Below are 17,357 nucleotides of genomic sequence, written 5' to 3' on the forward strand. Positions count from 1 at the left end.
CGTAGCGCCGGAGACCAGCTGCAAGCCGAACTTTGTTAACAACAAGACGCACAAGAGTGGTACATGAATATTGCTGAGGCCAAGAAAGTCCTCGAAACTGCATTGCTTTGCACGCATGAGCCCCTGTCGATCAATGATCTGAAGAAGCTGTACGTCGATCCCGAGAGCGAAGAGAGCAGCGACATCAATGCCGAGATGATCCGGCAGATGCTCGATGAACTGCGCACCGAATGGGCCGACAAGGGGGTGGAAGTGGTCAGCCTGTCGACCGGCTGGCGCTTCCAGAGCCGCAAGGAGATGAAGGTCTACCTGGAGCGCCTGAATCCGGAAAAGCCGCCGAAATACACCCGGGCCACGCTGGAAACGCTGGCCATCATCGCCTACCGCCAGCCGGTCACGCGCGGTGACATCGAGGAGATTCGCGGTGTGGCGGTCAATACCCAGACCATTCGCATGCTGGAAGACCGGGGCTGGATCGAATCGATCGGCCATCGCGACGTACCGGGCCGGCCGGCGCTGTTTGCCACGACCCGCAAGTTCCTGGATGACCTGGGCTTGAGTTCGCTGGAAGAATTGCCGCCGCTGCAGCAGGTCAGCGGCGAAGCTGCCGCCCAGGGCGCGCTGCTGGAATTGCAGGCGCTGGAAGGCGGCGTGGCGGCCCTGGCCGAAGCGGAGCAGGAAGAGGGCGAGGACGCAGGCGCGGCCGAAGCGCTTGATTCCGCTGCCACTGTCGAAGCAACTGAAACAAATGAAATAACTGAAGCCGCCGAGGCAGAAGCGCCGGCACAGGATGATCCTGCTGACGACCTTGAAATGCCCGCGGCTGGAGAGCTCGCCGCAGAGGAGCTCCAGCAGACCGATATCGAAGCAGCCGCCGCCGGGGAAGAGCGTGCTGCAGGCAGTGAAGACGCTTCCCCAGAAGCGCAAGAACCTTTTGAACAAGACGTTGCCGTAACTGGCACGGACGCCACCGAAGCCGCCGGCGAAGCGGCAGGCGAGCACAACGACACCACCGAGCGGGCCGATCAGCGGGAAGATGACGCGCGTCCGCCACATCCAGATTCGAAGAATGAAGCCAACTAGTTCCAAAGACGAGACCCAGGTCGACCTGGCCGCGGCCGATGCCGCCGCATCCGACAAGCCGGTGAAAAAGCGTACCCGCAAGCCTGCGGCCAGCGCCGCACTGGCCGAGGCAGTCGCAGCCGCGCCGCAAGCGGCCGCTGACGAGGCTGCGCCGAAGAAGCGTGCGCCGCGAGCCAAGAAGGCTGCCGCCGATGAAGCTGCGCCGGCCCCGGCCGTCGCCGTCGCCGAGTCCGCACCCGCTCCCGAAAAGAAGCCGCGCGCCACCAAGCCGCGTGCCAAGAAGGCTGACGTGGCGGCCGACGCCCCGGCCGCCGAGGCACCCGCCCAGATGAGCCTGGCCATGGAGCCCGCACCCGCCGCTCCGGCCAAGCCCAAGCGCGCTGCCAAGCCCAAGGCTGCAGCACCCGAGGCGGCTGCGCCTGCACCGGCTGCACCTGAGCTGCCCAAGGTCATTGTCACCGTTGGTGAAGAAGTGGTTGCGCCGCCGGTCCTGCTGGATGCGCCCGTTGATCCGAATCGCGCCAAGCCCGCCCGCCGTGGCGTGCGCGGTCCGCGCGCCCTGCGCAACAACCGCGCTGCCCAGCGCGCTGCGGCCGGAGGCGGTGATGCTGCCCCTGCACATGGCAAGCACGAGGGCGATGCCGCTTCTGTTGCCGCCGTTGAGCGCCAGCCGCGCGGCCAGTTCGGCAAGAACAATGGCCAGCCCGGGCAGCAAGGCAAAAAGAATTTCGAGAAGAACGGCAAGAAGCCCAAGGCCCCGCAACTGGGTCTGCGCTCGGCCGAGCCGGTCGATGACATCTTCTCCTACGTGACCTCCGAGGCGTATGACCGTGACGAAGGCGCCAAGGCCGGTGGCCGCCAGCCGCACCAGATGCGCGGCAAGAACGGCCGCCGCGACCTGACCGCCGAGGACGACGCCCCCAAGCTGCACAAGGTGCTGGCTGACGCCGGCCTGGGTTCGCGCCGCGACATGGAAGAGCTGATCGTCGCTGGCCGCGTTTCGGTCAACGGCGAGCCGGCCCACATCGGTCAGCGCATCCTGCCTACCGATGCCGTGCGCATCAACGGCAAGCTGATCCAGCGCAAGGTGAGCAAGCGCCCGCCGCGCGTGCTGGTCTATCACAAGCCTTCGGGCGAGATCGTCAGCCATGCCGACCCGGAAGGCCGCAGCTCGGTGTTCGACCGCCTGCCGACCATGAAGGCCGGCAAGTGGCTGGCCGTGGGCCGCCTGGACTTCAATACCGAAGGCCTGCTGCTGTTCACCACCTCCGGTGACCTGGCCAACCGCCTGATGCACCCGCGCTACAACATCGAGCGTGAATACGCCGTGCGTACCCTGGGCGAGCTGGAAGAAGGCATGCGCCAGAAGCTGCTGTCGGGCGTGGAGCTCGATGACGGCCCGGCCCAGTTCTCGCGCATCGCCGATGGCGGTGGCGAAGGTGTGAACAAGTGGTATCGCGTGACCATCGGCGAAGGCCGCAACCGTGAAGTGCGCCGCATGTTTGAAGCGGTCGGCCTGACCGTGTCGCGCCTGATCCGTACCCGCTACGGTGCCATGACCCTGCCGCAGACCTTGAAGCGTGGTCGCTGGGAAGAGCTGGAAGAAAACGCCGTGCGCAACCTGATGGCAGCCTGTGGCCTGGAAAAGCAGGCCGGGGAAGCCAAGTCCGGCAACAGCGGCAACGCCGGTCACGCTGGCCGCGCCCAGAACAATGGTCCGCGTGGCAACGCCATGCAGAACAAGGGCCCGCAGAAGGGTCGCCAGGGCGGCAACGGTGGTAATGGCGGCAACTACGGCAACGGTGGTGGCTATGGCGGTGGCAACAAGGGTGGCCAGCCCAAGAGCCGCCAGCCGGATCCGCTGCAGACCGCACTGGGCTTCCCGGATGCCGGCAACCAGCGGCGCGGCAATCGCCCGCAACGCGGTGGCAACACCGCTGCGAACTACATGCTGGGCGGCCTGCCGGGCATGAATCGCCGTCGCGGCGGTCGCTGACGCTTTTCCTTGCTTGTCAGCAATGCTGCTGATGAGCAAGGTCTCCCTCGCAAGGCCAGCGGCGCGTGAAATGCATCAATGACGTTTTTTATGAACGTTTTTGTCGCTGCGATCGCAATTGACATCATTCCGGATTTGCTGTGAATAGCTGAATCGGTTATAATGTGTTAGTTAAACGCAACCTGCCGCGAATCGCATATGTGATAAATCATTGATAGATCCGCCTGCGCCATGATGGATGGAAGTGCGGTGGTTCGCGTGATGTGTGATCTCGCGTTGCGTGGGATAACAAAAGATGGGCAGATGCCCATTTTTTTTTTGCTGATCAATTTTAGATGTCCGCCTGCCCTCGCTGGCCAGGCGGCATCCTGATGGAGAAATAGTCTTGCAATTGCTGGAACTGATCGAATCCACCCTCGCGGGCCTGGGCTACGAACTGGTTGAGTTCGAGAAGGCGCCGCGCGGTCTGGTGCGCGTCTTCATCGATTTCCCGTTCGACCCTGAAGCAGAAGAAGCGCGTTCGATCACTGTCGAGGATTGCGAGAAGGCGACGCATCAGTTGCTACACGTCTTCACCGTGGAAAACGTGCTGTATGAACGCCTGGAAGTCTCCTCGCCCGGGCTGGACCGCCCCCTGAAGAAGTTCACTGACTTCGTGCGTTTCGTGGATTGCGAAGCCGTCGTCAAGTTGCGCGTGCCGCTGCCCGGCACGTCCAACCGCAAGACCTATGAAGGCGTGCTGCGCGAGCCGGAAGGCGAGGAACTGGTATTGGAATTTGAAGCAAACGATGGGTCGGCTGCCGTGTTGAATTTCACGCTGGCCGATGTGGATAAGGCACACCTGGTGCCGCAGGTCGATTTTAGGAGTCGCAAAGGATGAGTCGCGAAATTTTGTTGTTGGTCGATGCGCTGGCGCGCGAAAAGAACGTCGATAAGGAAGTCGTCTTCGGCGCACTGGAGCATGCGCTTGCGCAGGCTACCAAGAAGCGCTATGAAGGCGAGGTCGACATTCGCGTCTCGATCGATCGCGAAAGCGGCGAGTTCGAATCCTTCCGCCGCTGGCACGTGGTGCCCGACGAAGCGGGTCTGCAATTGCCTGACCAGGAAGTGCTGCTGTTCGAAGCCAAGGATCAATTCCCCGATATCGAAGTCGACGAATACATCGAAGATCCGATCGAGTCAGTCGAATTCGGCCGCCGTTTCGCGCAAGACACCAAGCAGGTCGTCCTGCAGCGCATCCGCGACGCCGAGCGCGAACAGATCCTGGCTGACTTCCTGGCCCGTGGCGATGCTCTGGTGACCGGCACCATCAAGCGCATGGAGCGCGGTGATGCCATCATCGAATCCGGCAAGATCGAAGCCCGCCTGCCGCGCGACCAGATGATCCCCAAGGAAAACCTGCGTATCGGCGACCGCGTGCGTGCCTACATCCTGCGCGTGGACCGCGGTGCCCGTGGCCCGCAGGTGATCCTGTCGCGTACCGCGCCGGAATTCATCATGAAGCTGTTCGAGCTGGAAGTGCCGGAAATCGAACAAGGCTCGCTGGAAATCAAGTCGGCTGCCCGTGACCCGGGCGTGCGCGCCAAGATCGCGGTCTACACCGCCGACAAGCGCATCGACCCCATCGGTACCTGCGTGGGCATGCGCGGTTCGCGCGTGCAGGCCGTGACCGGCGAACTGGGCGGCGAGCGCGTGGACATCGTGCTGTGGTCGGAAGACCCGGCGCAGTTCGTCATCGGCGCGCTGGCCCCGGCCAATGTGACCTCCATCGTGGTCGATGAAGAAAAACACGCCATGGATGTGGTGGTGGATGAAGAAAACCTCGCCATCGCCATCGGCCGCGGCGGCCAGAACGTGCGTCTGGCAGCCGAGCTGACCCGCTGGCAGATCAATATCATGACGGCCGAGGAATCGGCCGACAAGTCGGCGGCCGAGACCGCGCTGATCCGTACGCTGTTCATGGAAAAGCTCGATGTTGACCAGGAAGTGGCCGACATCCTGGTCGAGGAAGGTTTCTCGACCCTGGAAGAAATCGCCTACGTGCCGATCACCGAGATGCTCGAGATCGAATCGTTCGACGAAGAGACCGTCAATGAGCTGCGCAACCGCGCCCGCGACGCCCTGGTGACCGAAGCGATCGCCTCCGAAGAAGGCCTGGAAGGCATGGAAGAGGAGCTGATCAACTTCGAAGGCCTGGACCGTGTGCTGGCCGGCAAGCTGGGCCTGGCAGGCGTGAAGACGCTGCCGGCCTTCGCCGGCCTGGCTTATGACGAATTCGGCGCGATCCTGGCGCTGCCTTCCGAGCGCGCGCGCCAACTGATTGAAAATGCATTTGAAGATGTGACCGACGATGAAATGAAGCTCATCGATTCCAAATACGATGAGCGCGCCAAGGCCCTGCAGGCCAAGGCATGGAGCGCAGTCGAAGGCCGCTGAGAAGCGGAGCGTCTCCACATCATCTGCCGAGCCACATAGAAAAGAGGACTGAATGGCGAGTAACAACGTTGCCCAATTTGCCACCGAGCTTAAGATGCCCGCTGACCTGCTGCTGACCCAGCTGCGTTCGGCCGGTGTCGAGAAGAGCTCTGCATCCGACTCCCTGTCGAAAGAAGACAAGGACCGCCTGCTTGAACACCTGCGCCGTTCGCGCGGAGCCGCGCCGGAAGGCGAGAAGAAGAAGATCACGCTGACCCGCAAGGAAACCACCGAGATCAAGCAGGCCGATGCAACCGGCAAATCGCGCACGATCCAGGTGGAAGTGCGCAAGAAGCGCACCTTCATCAAGCGTGACGAGCCCGGTGCCGACGAGTCCGCAGCGCGTGCTGCGGCCCCTCAGCGCGACCCGGCCATCGAAGCGCAGGAACGTGAGCAGGAAGAGGCTCGCCGTCAGGCTGAACTGAAGGCCCAGCAAGAACGTCTGGCCCAGCTGGAGGCCGAACGCGCCGCCCAGGCCAAGGCTGCCGAGCTGGAACAGCAACGTGCCCGCGAAGAAGCCGAAGCCGAAGCCAAGCGCCAGGCTGCTGAAGCCGCCGCTGCGGCGGCCGAAGCCGAGAAGGCCAAGGCTGCTGCTGCGGCCAGCGCGAAGGCGCCCGCTGCGGCTGCCGCACAGGCCCCCGCCGTGGATCCGGCTGCGGAAGAAAAGAAGCGCGCTGCTGCTGAAGAAGCGAAGAAAAAGGCAGAAGCTGCCGCCAAGGAAGCCGCTGACCGTGCCGCCGCCGCTGACCGTGCGCGCAAGGCCGTGGAAGACGAAGTGGCCCAGATCAAGGCCATGATGAATGCGCCGCGTCGCGTCATCAAGGCACCGGAACCTGCACCGGCCCCGGCCAAGACCTCGGAAGGCACGCTGCACAAGCCGGCCACCGCGGCCAAGCCGGGTGAAAAGAAGGATGACAAGAAGCCCGCCGTGGCCGCAGACAAGAAGTCGATCAAGTCGGCCAATGTCTCCTCCACTTGGCAGGATGATGCCAAGAAGCGTGGTGCCGGCGGCATGAAGTCGCGTGGCGCCACCGGTGGCGGCGGCCGTGACGGCTGGCGTGCCGGCCCCAAGGGCCGTCGTCACTCGCATGGCGATGACCAGCGTGAAAGCAACTTCCAGGTGCCCACCGAAGCGGTGGTGCACGATGTCTACGTGCCCGAAACCATCACCGTGGCCGAAGTGGCCCACAAGATGGCGGTCAAGGCCTCCGAAGTCATCAAGCACCTGATGAAGCTGGGCCAGATGGTCACCATCAACCAGGTGCTGGATCAGGAAACCGCGATGATCGTGGTGGAAGAAATGGGCCACCGCGCCCATGCCGCCAAGCTGGACGATCCGGAAGCGCTGCTGGTCGAAGGCGAAGAACACGCCGACGCCGAAGCCACCCCGCGCGCACCGGTGGTCACCGTCATGGGTCACGTCGACCACGGCAAGACCTCGCTGCTGGACTACATCCGCCGCACCAAGGTGGCCTCGGGTGAAGCTGGCGGCATTACCCAGCACATCGGTGCCTACCACGTGGAAACCCCGCGCGGCATGATCACCTTCCTGGATACCCCGGGTCACGAGGCGTTTACCGCCATGCGTGCCCGTGGTGCCAAGGCCACCGACATCGTGATTCTGGTGGTGGCCGCCGACGACGGCGTCATGCCCCAGACCAAGGAAGCGATTGCCCACGCCAAGGCCGGCGGTGTACCGCTGGTGGTGGCCATCAACAAGATCGACAAGCCGGGTGCCAATCCCGACCGCGTCAAGCAGGAACTGATCGCCGAAGAAGTGGTGCCGGAAGAATACGGTGGCGATGCCCCGTTCATCCCCGTCTCCGCCAAGACCGGCGAAGGCATCGACTCGCTGCTGGAAAACGTCCTGCTGCAAGCCGAAGTGCTGGAACTGAAGGCACCGGTCGATGTGCCGGCCCGTGGCCTGGTGATCGAAGCCAAGCTGGACAAGGGCCGCGGCCCGGTGGCAACGATCCTGGTGCAGTCCGGTACCTTGAAGCGCGGCGACGTCGTGCTGGCCGGTTCGGCCTACGGCCGTGTGCGTGCGATGCTGGACGAAAACGGCAAGAACATCGCCGAGGCAGGCCCGTCCCTGCCGGTGGAAATCCAGGGCCTGACCGAAGTGCCCTCCGCCGGTGAAGAAGTGGTGGTCATGACCGACGAGCGCAAGGCGCGCGAAATCGGCCTGTTCCGCCAGGGCAAGTTCCGCGACGTGAAGCTGGCCAAGCAACAGGCCGCCAAGCTGGAAAACATGTTCGACCAGATGACCGAAGGCGAGGTCAAGAACCTGCCGATGATCATCAAGACCGACGTGCAAGGTTCCCAGGAAGCCCTGGTGCAGTCGCTGCAGAAACTGTCGACCGCCGAAGTGCGCGTCCAGGTGGTGCACGCTGCAGTGGGTGGCATCAGCGAAAACGACGTCAACCTGGCCGTCGCTTCGAAGGCTGTCATCATCGGCTTCAACACCCGTGCCGATGCCTCGGCGCGCAAGCTGGCCGAAGCCGCTGGCGTGGACATCCGTTACTACAACATCATCTATGATGCGGTGGACGAGGTGAAGGCCGCGATGTCGGGCATGCTGTCCCCGGAAAAGCGCGAACAGGCGCTGGGCCTGGTGGAAATCCGCCAGGTGTTCGTGGTCAGCAAGGTCGGCTCGATCGCCGGCTGCTACGTGCTCGAAGGCCTGGTCAAGCGTGGCTCGCAAGTGCGCCTGCTGCGCAACAACGTGGTGGTGTGGACCGGCGAACTGGATTCGCTCAAGCGCTTCAAGGACGACGTCAAGGAAGTCAAGTCGGGCTTCGAGTGCGGTCTCTCGCTCAAGGGCTACAACGACATCGAAGTGGGCGATCAGCTCGAAATCTTCGAAGTCCAGGAAGTCGCCCGTACCCTGTAATGCAATACGCCGGCGTATCGTTCGCGATGCGCCGGCTTCACTGGCAAGATCCGTCGCAGCAACGCGGGAATCCTCCCGCCACGCCCTCGGCGGATTGTTTTTTTAAAGCATGGCAAAACACAGCAAATCCATTCCCGGACGCGGCTTGCGCGTCGCCGACCAGATCCAGCGGGACCTGTCGGAGTTGATCGCCTTCGAGCTGAAGGATCCGCGGGTGGGCATGATCACCATTACCGAAGTGCAGGTCACCCCGGACTACGCGCACGCCAAGGTCTTCTTCACCACGCTGGTGGACAACCCGGACGCGATCAAGAACACCCTGGCCGGCCTGCGCAAGGCGGGCGGTTACCTTCGTACCCAGCTGGGCCGCAGGCTGACCATCCACACCCTGCCGGAACTGCATTTCGTGCACGACAACTCGACCGCACGCGGCATTGAAATGTCGCGCCTGATCGACGAAGCCAACGCCACCCGCGCCAAGGATTCGGACGACGAGGCTTGATGACGGGCGGTTCTTTTCCCTTTGCATTGCAGTTTTCTTCACACTTTTCACGCCGGTCTGCGTTTCCCTTCAGCGGGGCGTGGGCCGGTCTTGCATTTCATGGCCGACGATACGACGGCGGACATTGGTTCCGCTTCCCCTGAACCGCCGCAGCCGCGCGCCAAGCGTGGCCAGCAGGCGCGCACGCCGCGTGCGCCGCGCGTGCCGGTGCATGGCGTGCTGTTGCTGGACAAGCCGGTCGGCTTGTCCTCCAACGACGCCCTGATCCGCGCCAAGCGCATGCTCAATGCGCCCAAGGCGGGACACACCGGCACCCTGGATCCGTTCGCCACCGGCCTGTTGCCGCTGTGCTTCGGCGAAGCCACCAAGTTCTCGCAGGACTTGCTGGAAGCCGACAAGACTTACGAGGCCCTGGTCCACCTGGGCGTGCGCACCGATACCGGCGACACCGAAGGCCAGGTCATCAGCGAGCGCGCCGTTGAGGTCAGCTTGTCGCAGATCGAAGCGGCGCTGGCGCAGTTCCGTGGCCCCATCAGCCAGGTGCCGCCCATGCACTCGGCCTTGAAGCGCGACGGCAAGCCCTTGTACGAATATGCGCGCGCCGGCATCACGCTGGAGCGCGAAGCCCGTAACGTCACCATCCACGCCCTGGAACTGCTGGACTATCAAGCCCCCATGCTGCGCATCCGCGTCACTTGCAGCAAAGGGACATATATCCGCGTGCTGGGTGAAGATATTGGCGAAGTACTGGGCTGTGGGGCGCACCTCAATGCCCTGAGACGCACTGGAGTCGGCGCTCTCACGCTCGATGGCGCAGTCACGCTGGAGACCTTCGACGCCGCCGCTGAGCTGGAGGCCCGCAAGGCCTTGCTGCTGCCGGTGGACGGCCTCTTGCGCAGCTTCCCGGCGGTGCAGCTCAGCGATGAACTGGCGCGCCGCTTCCTGCACGGCCAGCGCTTGCCGCTGGGCAAGGAAGGCGTGGCGGTGCCGGAGCAGACCGGCCGCGTCCGCGTCTATCGCAGTTCGGACGCCGCCTTGCTGGGCACCGGACTGTTGCAGGAATACGCCATCCTGGCCCCCGAAAGGCTGGTGTCCACCGCCTGAGGACAGATAGCGTCAAACGGCTCTCAGCCGAGCCTTGCGGGGTAGCCCGCAAGGCTCGGCAAGCCGTTGATAACACAGGTTTTTCCAAAGTTCATGCGTCGCAACATGCTATAATGCGCGCCTCCCGAGATTCGGCATTCCCAACCACATTCACCATGTCAAACAATATCCGCGCAATTCGCAACATCGCCATCATCGCCCACGTTGACCACGGCAAGACCACCCTGGTGGACCAGCTGCTGCGTCAGTCCGGCACCTTCCGCGACAACCAGCAAGTGGACAACCGCGTGATGGACTCCAACGACATCGAAAAGGAACGCGGCATCACCATCCTGTCGAAGAACTGCGCGGTGGAATACAAGGGCACCCACATCAACATCGTCGACACCCCGGGCCACGCCGACTTCGGCGGTGAGGTCGAGCGCGTGCTGTCGATGGTGGACTCGGTGCTGCTGCTGGTGGATGCGCAGGAAGGCCCGATGCCGCAGACCCGCTTCGTGACCCGCAAGGCACTGGCCCTGGGCCTGAAGCCCATCGTCGTCCTGAACAAGATCGACCGTCCGGGCGCACGCGCCGAGTGGGCCATCAACGCCACTTTCGAACTGTTCGACAAGCTGGGCGCCACCGAAGAGCAGCTGGACTTCCCCGTGATCTACGCCTCAGGCCTGAACGGCTACGCCAGCCTGGATCCGGAAACGCGCGAAGGCAACATGGAGCCGCTGTTCGACGCCATCCTGAAGTACGTCCCGGCCCGCAAGGATGACCCGGACGCGCCGCTGCAACTGCAGATCACCTCGCTGGAATACTCTTCCTACGTCGGCAAGATCGGCGTGGGCCGCATCCTGGCTGGCCGCGTCAAGGGCGGTCAGGACGTGGTGTGGATGAATGGTCCGGAAGATAAGCCCACCAAGGCCCGCATCAACCAGGTGCTGACCTTCAAGGGCCTGGAGCGCGTGCTGGTCGATGAAGCCCTGGCTGGCGACATCGTCCTGATCAACGGTATCGAAGAAATCGGCATCGGCTCCACCATCTGCGCGCCGGATGCCCCCAACGGCCTGCCGATGCTGAAGGTGGATGAACCGACCCTGACCATGAACTTCATGGTCAACACCTCGCCGCTGGCTGGCCGCGAAGGCAAGTTCGTCACCACCCGCCAGATCCGCGACCGCCTGGAAAAGGAACTGAAGTCCAACATGGCGCTGCGCGTGGTACAGGCCGAAAACGACGACTCGACCTACGAAGTGTCGGGCCGTGGCGAATTGCACCTGACCATCCTGATCGAAAACATGCGCCGTGAAGGCTTCGAGCTGGCTGTCTCGCGTCCGCGCGTGGTGTTCCGCATGGTCGACGGCGTGCGCGAAGAGCCGTACGAAAACCTGACCGTCGATGTCGAAGAAACCCACCAGGGCGGCGTCATGGAAGAACTGGGCCGCCGCCGTGGCGACCTGCAGAACATGGAGCCGGACGGCAAGGGCCGTGTGCGCCTGGAATACCACATCCCGGCGCGTGGCCTGATCGGCTTCCAGGGGGAATTCATGACCCTGACCCGCGGCACCGGCCTGATGAGCCACGTCTTCGACGACTACAAGCCGGTCGACACGACCAAGGGTGAACTGGCCGGCCGTCGCAACGGCGTGCTGATCTCCCAGGACGACGGCGCTGCCGTGGCCTACGCACTGTGGAAGCTGCAGGATCGCGGCCGCATGTTCGTCAGCCACAACGACCCGGTGTATGAAGGCATGATCATCGGTATCCACTCGCGTGACAACGACCTGGTCGTGAACCCGATCAAGGGCAAGCAGCTGACCAACGTGCGCGCTTCCGGTACCGATGAAGCGGTGCGCCTGGTGCCGCCGATCGAACTGTCGCTGGAATACGCGGTGGAATTCATCGAAGACGACGAACTGGTCGAAGTGACCCCGAAGAGCATCCGCCTGCGCAAGCGTCACCTGAAGGAACACGAGCGCAAGAAGGCGTCGCGCGAAGAATCCATTTGATTCGTTAGTATGGAAGGGCAGTCGCTGGATGGGCTGCCTGCAGTGGGGAACGGGAAATGGCAGGCTGGGCTGGTGGTGATATCTGGTTGGTGAATAACTGATATCAGCATAAAAAAGCAGACAGCCATGATGCACTGCCATATAGTTACACCTGTCTCCTCCAATTTCCTCCTAAAGAATTGGATTCAAGCCCGCAACTTCGGTTGTGGGCTTTTTTTTTGCCTTTCGGCGCGAAGGCTTGCTGCTGTGGGTGTCAGGCCTGCCGGGCGGGGGAAAATGAAGCTGTTTGCTTCCGTTCACCGGTGTGTGAGATGAACGTTTGTCCAAGATCGTTTGCGATGCGCTGTTTTTGTGCATTGCGAAATGACGGCTGCCGGATTGTGGTGCAGAATCGTGTCCGTTGTACGAAAAATCCTATCTCGAAGAGGATAGAGGGGACACCAGCCCGCAATGCGCAAGCCTTGCGGGCTTTCTATTTGCCGCTGCGGCTGATCCCGGGCGCCAGGAGGGGGATGTGAACCTTCCTTCGTCTCCTGCGCCGCATAGCCACCTGCCATCCGCTTTCCGGTGCGCATCCCAGAACCTTGAATGAAGCATTTCGTCTTTTTATGAAGAAAGCCCTGCCTCCGCGTACGCTGTCGGTCGCTCCCATGATGGACTGGACCGACCGCCACTGCCGCGTCTTCCATCGCCAGATCACCCGCCACACCTGGCTGTATACCGAGATGGTCACCACCGGTGCGCTGCTGCATGGGGATGTGCCGCGCCATCTGGATTTCGACGAGCAGGAACATCCGGTCGCCCTGCAGCTGGGCGGCAGCGAGCCGTCCGACCTGGCGCACAGCGCCAAACTGGGTGAGCAATGGGGCTATGACGAGATCAACCTGAACTGCGGCTGCCCGTCCGAGCGCGTCCAGAAGGGGGCTTTCGGCGCCTGTCTGATGGGCGAGCCCACGCTGGTGGCCGATTGCGTCAAAGCCATGAAGGATGCGGTCTCCATCGACGTGACCGTGAAGCACCGCATCGGCATCGATGACGTGCAATCCTATGAGTTCGTGCGCGATTTCGTCGGCCAGATTGCTGAGGCCGGCTGCAAGACCTTCATCGTGCATGCCCGCAATGCCATCCTCAAGGGCCTGAGTCCCAAGGAAAATCGCGAGATCCCGCCGCTGAAGTATCACTACGCCTATCAGCTGAAGCAGGATTTCCCGGAGCTGGAAATCCTCATCAACGGCGGTATCAAGACCCTGCCCGAGATCGATGAGCATTTGAAGCATGTGGACGGCGTCATGCTGGGCCGCGAGGCGTATCACAACCCCTATCTGATGGCGTCCTTCGATGCCCGCTATTACGGTGATCTGGACGGCGGCCGCCAGCCCAGCCGGGCCGAGGTGATCGAGGCCATGTTGCCCTACATCAAGCGCCAGCTGGAATTGCACGGCGACAATGGCCGCGGCCTGCGCTTGAACAGCATCACCCGTCACATGCTGGGCCTGCTGACCGGCATGCCTGGTGCGCGCGCTTTTCGCCAGACCTTGTCGGATTCCAAGCGCCTGGCCTTGGGCGACCCGGCTCTGTTGCTGGAAGCGCTGCAACGCACGCAGGCGGCCCAGGCGGCACAAATCGCCTGAATGGCCTGAATCGCCGGATTGGCGTAATTGGCCAGCGGAAGAGGCCCGCAATCCTTTAAAATAGCGGGTTCCAATTGGGAAAAGAGCGCGAACATGCCACTTGCTACAACCGAAGAAATCGTCGCCGAACTCCGTGCCGGCCGCATGGTGATTCTGGTCGATGAAGAAGACCGCGAAAACGAAGGGGACCTGGTGCTGGCCACCGACTTCGTCACGCCCGAAGCCATCAATTTCATGGTCACGCATGCGCGTGGCCTGGTCTGCCTGACGCTGACCGAAGAGCACGTGGACCAGCTCGACCTGCCGCTGATGGCCACCCGCAACGGCACGCCCTACGGCACCAATTTCACCGTCTCCATCGAGGCTGCGGAAGGCGTGACTACCGGCATCTCCGCCGCCGACCGCGCGCGCACGATCCAGGTAGCCGCCTCCAAGGGCGCCAAGCCGTCGGATCTGGTGCAGCCGGGCCACATCTTCCCGCTGCGCGCACAAAAGGGCGGGGTGCTGATGCGCGCCGGCCACACCGAAGCCGGTTGCGACCTCACTGCCATGGCCGGCCTGACGCCTGCTTCCGTGATCTGCGAGATCCTGAAGGATGACGGCACCATGGCGCGCCTGCCGGACCTGCTGGAGTTCGCCGAAAAACACAAACTGAAGATCGGTACCATCGCCGACCTGATCCATTACCGCAGCCGCAACGAAAGCATCATCGAGCGCGTGGCCGAGCGCGAGATGCAGACTGCCCACGGCAGCTTCAAGGCCATCGCCTACCGCGACACCCCCTCGGGCGGTGCGCACCTGGCGCTGGTGCGTGGCGACATCCAGCCCGGCCGCGAAACCCTGGTGCGCGTGCACCAGCCGGTCTCCATCCTGGACCTGCTCGAAGCCGGCGTGACCACTCACTCGTGGAACCTGACCGCCGCCATGAAGGCGGTGCAGGAAGCCGAGTCCGGCGTGATCGTGCTGCTCAACTGCGAAGAATCGGCGCAGCAGATGTTCGACCAGTTCGGCGCACTCAACAAGGTCGGCACGCCCGAGGCTGCCAAGCCCAGCCGCGCGGACCGGATGGACCTGCGCACCTATGGTATCGGCGCGCAGATCCTGAGGGATCTCGGCGTGTGCAAGATGAAGCTGCTGGCCAGCCCGCGCAAGATGCCGTCGATGACCGGCTTCCAGCTGGAAGTGACCGGTTACCAGGCACGCGAAGGTGCGTGAGCGCACGGCTCCGGCTATCAAGAATTACGCAAGTCAACCTATCAAGAAGGAACAGCCATGACCATCGGAACCTATGAACCAGACTTCAATGGCGAGAGCTTGCGCATCGGTATCGTCCAGGCGCGCTTCAACGAAGACGTCTGCCACGGCCTGCTGGCCGCCTGCCTGGCTGAGCTGAAGCACCTCGGCGTGGCCGACGAGGACATCCTGCACGTGACCGTGCCGGGTGCCCTGGAAATCCCCCTGGCGCTGCAGAAGATGGCCGAGACCGAACAGTTCGACGCCCTGATCGCCCTGGGTGCCGTCATCCGTGGCGAGACCTATCACTTCGAGCTGGTCTCCAACGAATCCGGTGCCGGCATCACCCGCATCGGACTGGATTTCGGCCTGCCCATCGCCAACGCCGTGCTGACCACCGAGAACGACGAGCAAGCCGAAGTCCGCATGGCCGAGAAGGGCGCTGACGCGGCCCGCGTGGCGGTGGAGATGGCCAACCTGTCCATCGTGCTGGAAGAACTCGGCCAGGCCACCGAAGAAGAATAATTCACGGGCAGTGGCGGGATGCACATCCCGCTGCCGCCCCCGCCGGCCCGCGCCGGCACTCGCATTCATTTGTTTCAGTTATCCAAGGCTCAGGCCGCATTCATCATGTCGAACAAAACTCCACACGCCAATTCGAACAAGAACCGCACCCCGCGCCATCGCGCGCGCGAGTTCGCGTTGCAGGGCTTGTACCAGTGGCTGCTCAACCACGAGGACGCGGGTGCCATCGAAGCCCACATCCGCGAAGCCCACGGTTTCGACAAGGCCGACGCCGAGCACTTCGATACCCTGCTCACCGGCGCCATCCGTGACGCCGAAAAGCTGCGTGCAGCGCTGGAGCCACTGATCGACCGTCCCATCAAGGAGCTGTCGCCGGTGGAACACGCCGCGCTGCTGATCGGTGCTTACGAGCTGCAGAACCACATCGAGATCCCCTACAAGGTGGTCATCAACGAAGCCGTTGAACTGACCAAGTCCTTCGGCGGCATCGATGGTCACAAGTACGTCAACGGCGTGCTGGACCGTTTCGCGGCCCAGGCACGCGCCACCGAAGTGGAAGCGGCCGGTCGCCGCTGACCGGCTCCGTGCCGGCGCTTTGCTCGTTTTTCGGACGGCACAGCAGAGGCGGTCGCCGTCTTGTCTTTTTTTGCCCATGTTGTCTGGAATTAGCGCATGAACCTGAACCAGCTTGCTTCACGTTTGCAGCACATCGCTCCCTTCCATGTGATGGAATTGTCCAAGAAGGCCGATATCCTGGCCCAGCAGGGACGTGACCTGATCCACATGGGCATCGGCGAGCCCGATTTCACCGCGCCGCCCGCCGTGGTCGAGGCCGCTACCCGCGCCATGGCCGAAGGCAAGATGCAGTACACCTCGGCCACCGGCCTGCCGGCCCTGCGTACGGCCATCTCGCAGCACTATCGCAGCGTCTACGGCCTGGAGATCGCGCCGGAACGCATCGTCATCACCGCCGGGGCCTCGGCCGCGCTGTTGCTGGCCTGTGCCGCGCTGGTGGAGCGCGACAGCGAAGTACTGATGCCCGACCCCAGCTATCCCTGCAACCGCCATTTCGTGGCGGCCTTCGAGGGACGCGCCAAGCTCATCGCCAGCGGGCCGGAACATCGCTTCCAGCTGTCGGCGCAGATGGTGCGCGAGCACTGGGGTGACAAGACGCGCGGCGTGCTGCTGGCTTCGCCTTCCAATCCCACCGGCACGTCCATCGAACCTGATGAGTTGCGCGCAATCCTGGGCGAAGTACGCCAGCGCGGCGGCTTTACCATCGTCGATGAGATCTACCAGGGCTTGTCCTATGAAGGTGCGCCGTTCTCGGCGCTGTCGCTGGGCGAGGACGTGGTGGTCATCAACAGCTTCTCCAAGTATTTCAACATGACCGGCTGGCGCCTGGGTTGGCTGGTGCTGCCGCCGGCCCTGGTGCCGCAGGTCGAGAAGCTGGCGCAGAACCTGCTGATCTGTGCATCCTCGATTGCCCAGCATGCCGCCGTGGCCTGCTTTACGCCCGAGACCCTGGCCATCTACGAAGAACGCAAGGCCGAGTTCAAGCGCCGCCGCGACTACATCGTGCCGGCGCTGGAAAGCCTGGGCTTCACGGTACCGGTCGTTCCCGACGGTGCCTTCTATGTTTATGCTGATTGCAGCGCGCTGTCCGACGATGCCGACCAGCTCAGCCTGGACATGCTCAACGAGGCCGGCGTGGTGCTGGTGCCAGGGCTGGATTTCGGGCCCTTCACGGCGCGCCGCTACATCCGCCTGTCTTATGCGACGTCGATGGAAAAGCTGCAGGAAGCCGTAGCGCGTCTGCGTGTGTTCTTCGACGGACGTCGCAAGGCGGCCTGAAGCACGGAACGAGAAGACGCAAAAAAAGGAGCCCGAGGGCTCCTTTTTTCATGCGTTCTGAATA

The 17,357-nt window shown here is 63.1% G+C and carries 13 protein-coding genes; all 13 read left to right on the forward strand.

The window, feature by feature from the left end; all coding sequences use genetic code 11:
* Nucleotides 1-63: 63 nt before the first annotated feature.
* Nucleotides 64-1,083 carry an SMC-Scp complex subunit ScpB gene (scpB, locus tag ACWHXP_RS01490; protein WP_489634643.1) on the forward strand — a complete coding sequence of 340 codons (1,020 nt, stop codon included), beginning with the start codon at nt 64-66 and terminating at the stop codon, nt 1,081-1,083.
* The gene (rluB, locus tag ACWHXP_RS01495) at nt 1,070-3,079 is read left to right on the forward strand and encodes a 23S rRNA pseudouridine(2605) synthase RluB (RefSeq protein WP_489634642.1); all 2,010 of its coding nucleotides are present in this window, start codon (nt 1,070-1,072) and stop codon (nt 3,077-3,079) included. Before scpB ends, rluB begins: the two co-directional genes overlap by 14 nt.
* A 385-nt stretch (nt 3,080-3,464) precedes the next feature.
* Nucleotides 3,465-3,959, forward strand: a complete 495-nt coding sequence (gene rimP / locus ACWHXP_RS01500) for a ribosome maturation factor RimP (protein WP_034334451.1) — start codon at nt 3,465-3,467, stop codon at nt 3,957-3,959.
* Nucleotides 3,956-5,515 (forward strand): transcription termination factor NusA, encoded by a 1,560-nt coding sequence (nusA, locus tag ACWHXP_RS01505; RefSeq protein ID WP_088756291.1) that lies wholly within the window; start codon nt 3,956-3,958, stop codon nt 5,513-5,515. Before rimP ends, nusA begins: the two co-directional genes overlap by 4 nt.
* Nucleotides 5,516-5,567: 52 nt before the next feature.
* A complete protein-coding gene (gene infB, locus ACWHXP_RS01510) occupies nt 5,568-8,447 on the forward strand; it encodes a translation initiation factor IF-2 (RefSeq protein ID WP_489634641.1) in 2,880 nt (959 codons plus the stop codon).
* A 109-nt stretch (nt 8,448-8,556) separates the two neighbouring features.
* The gene (rbfA, locus tag ACWHXP_RS01515) at nt 8,557-8,949 is read left to right on the forward strand and encodes a 30S ribosome-binding factor RbfA (protein ID WP_006464329.1); all 393 of its coding nucleotides are present in this window, start codon (nt 8,557-8,559) and stop codon (nt 8,947-8,949) included.
* Nucleotides 8,950-9,048: 99 nt separating this feature from the next.
* Nucleotides 9,049-10,053 carry a tRNA pseudouridine(55) synthase TruB gene (truB, locus tag ACWHXP_RS01520; RefSeq protein ID WP_310160003.1) on the forward strand — a complete coding sequence of 335 codons (1,005 nt, stop codon included), beginning with the start codon at nt 9,049-9,051 and terminating at the stop codon, nt 10,051-10,053.
* A 155-nt stretch (nt 10,054-10,208) separates the two neighbouring features.
* Entirely contained in the window at nt 10,209-12,050 is a 1,842-nt protein-coding gene (typA, locus tag ACWHXP_RS01525; RefSeq protein WP_008331395.1) for a translational GTPase TypA, read from the forward strand.
* Between the two features lie 650 nt (nt 12,051-12,700).
* Complete coding sequence (gene dusA, locus ACWHXP_RS01530; protein WP_489635885.1) at nt 12,701-13,681, forward strand: tRNA dihydrouridine(20/20a) synthase DusA; 981 nt, start codon at nt 12,701-12,703, stop codon at nt 13,679-13,681.
* A gap of 93 nt (nt 13,682-13,774) precedes the next feature.
* Nucleotides 13,775-14,896 carry a bifunctional 3,4-dihydroxy-2-butanone-4-phosphate synthase/GTP cyclohydrolase II gene (gene ribBA / locus ACWHXP_RS01535; protein WP_489634640.1) on the forward strand — a complete coding sequence of 374 codons (1,122 nt, stop codon included), beginning with the start codon at nt 13,775-13,777 and terminating at the stop codon, nt 14,894-14,896.
* Nucleotides 14,897-14,953: 57 nt separating this feature from the next.
* Entirely contained in the window at nt 14,954-15,439 is a 486-nt protein-coding gene (gene ribH / locus ACWHXP_RS01540; RefSeq protein WP_006465461.1) for a 6,7-dimethyl-8-ribityllumazine synthase, read from the forward strand.
* A gap of 105 nt (nt 15,440-15,544) precedes the next feature.
* Nucleotides 15,545-16,015 (forward strand): transcription antitermination factor NusB, encoded by a 471-nt coding sequence (gene nusB, locus ACWHXP_RS01545; RefSeq protein WP_034337125.1) that lies wholly within the window; start codon nt 15,545-15,547, stop codon nt 16,013-16,015.
* A gap of 96 nt (nt 16,016-16,111) precedes the next feature.
* Nucleotides 16,112-17,293: a pyridoxal phosphate-dependent aminotransferase gene (locus tag ACWHXP_RS01550; protein WP_034337122.1), complete on the forward strand. Its 1,182-nt coding sequence runs from the start codon at nt 16,112-16,114 to the stop codon at nt 17,291-17,293.
* The last annotated feature ends 64 nt before the right edge of the window (nt 17,294-17,357 follow it).

The sequence above is a fragment of the Herbaspirillum sp. Her2 genome (assembly GCF_057961375.1).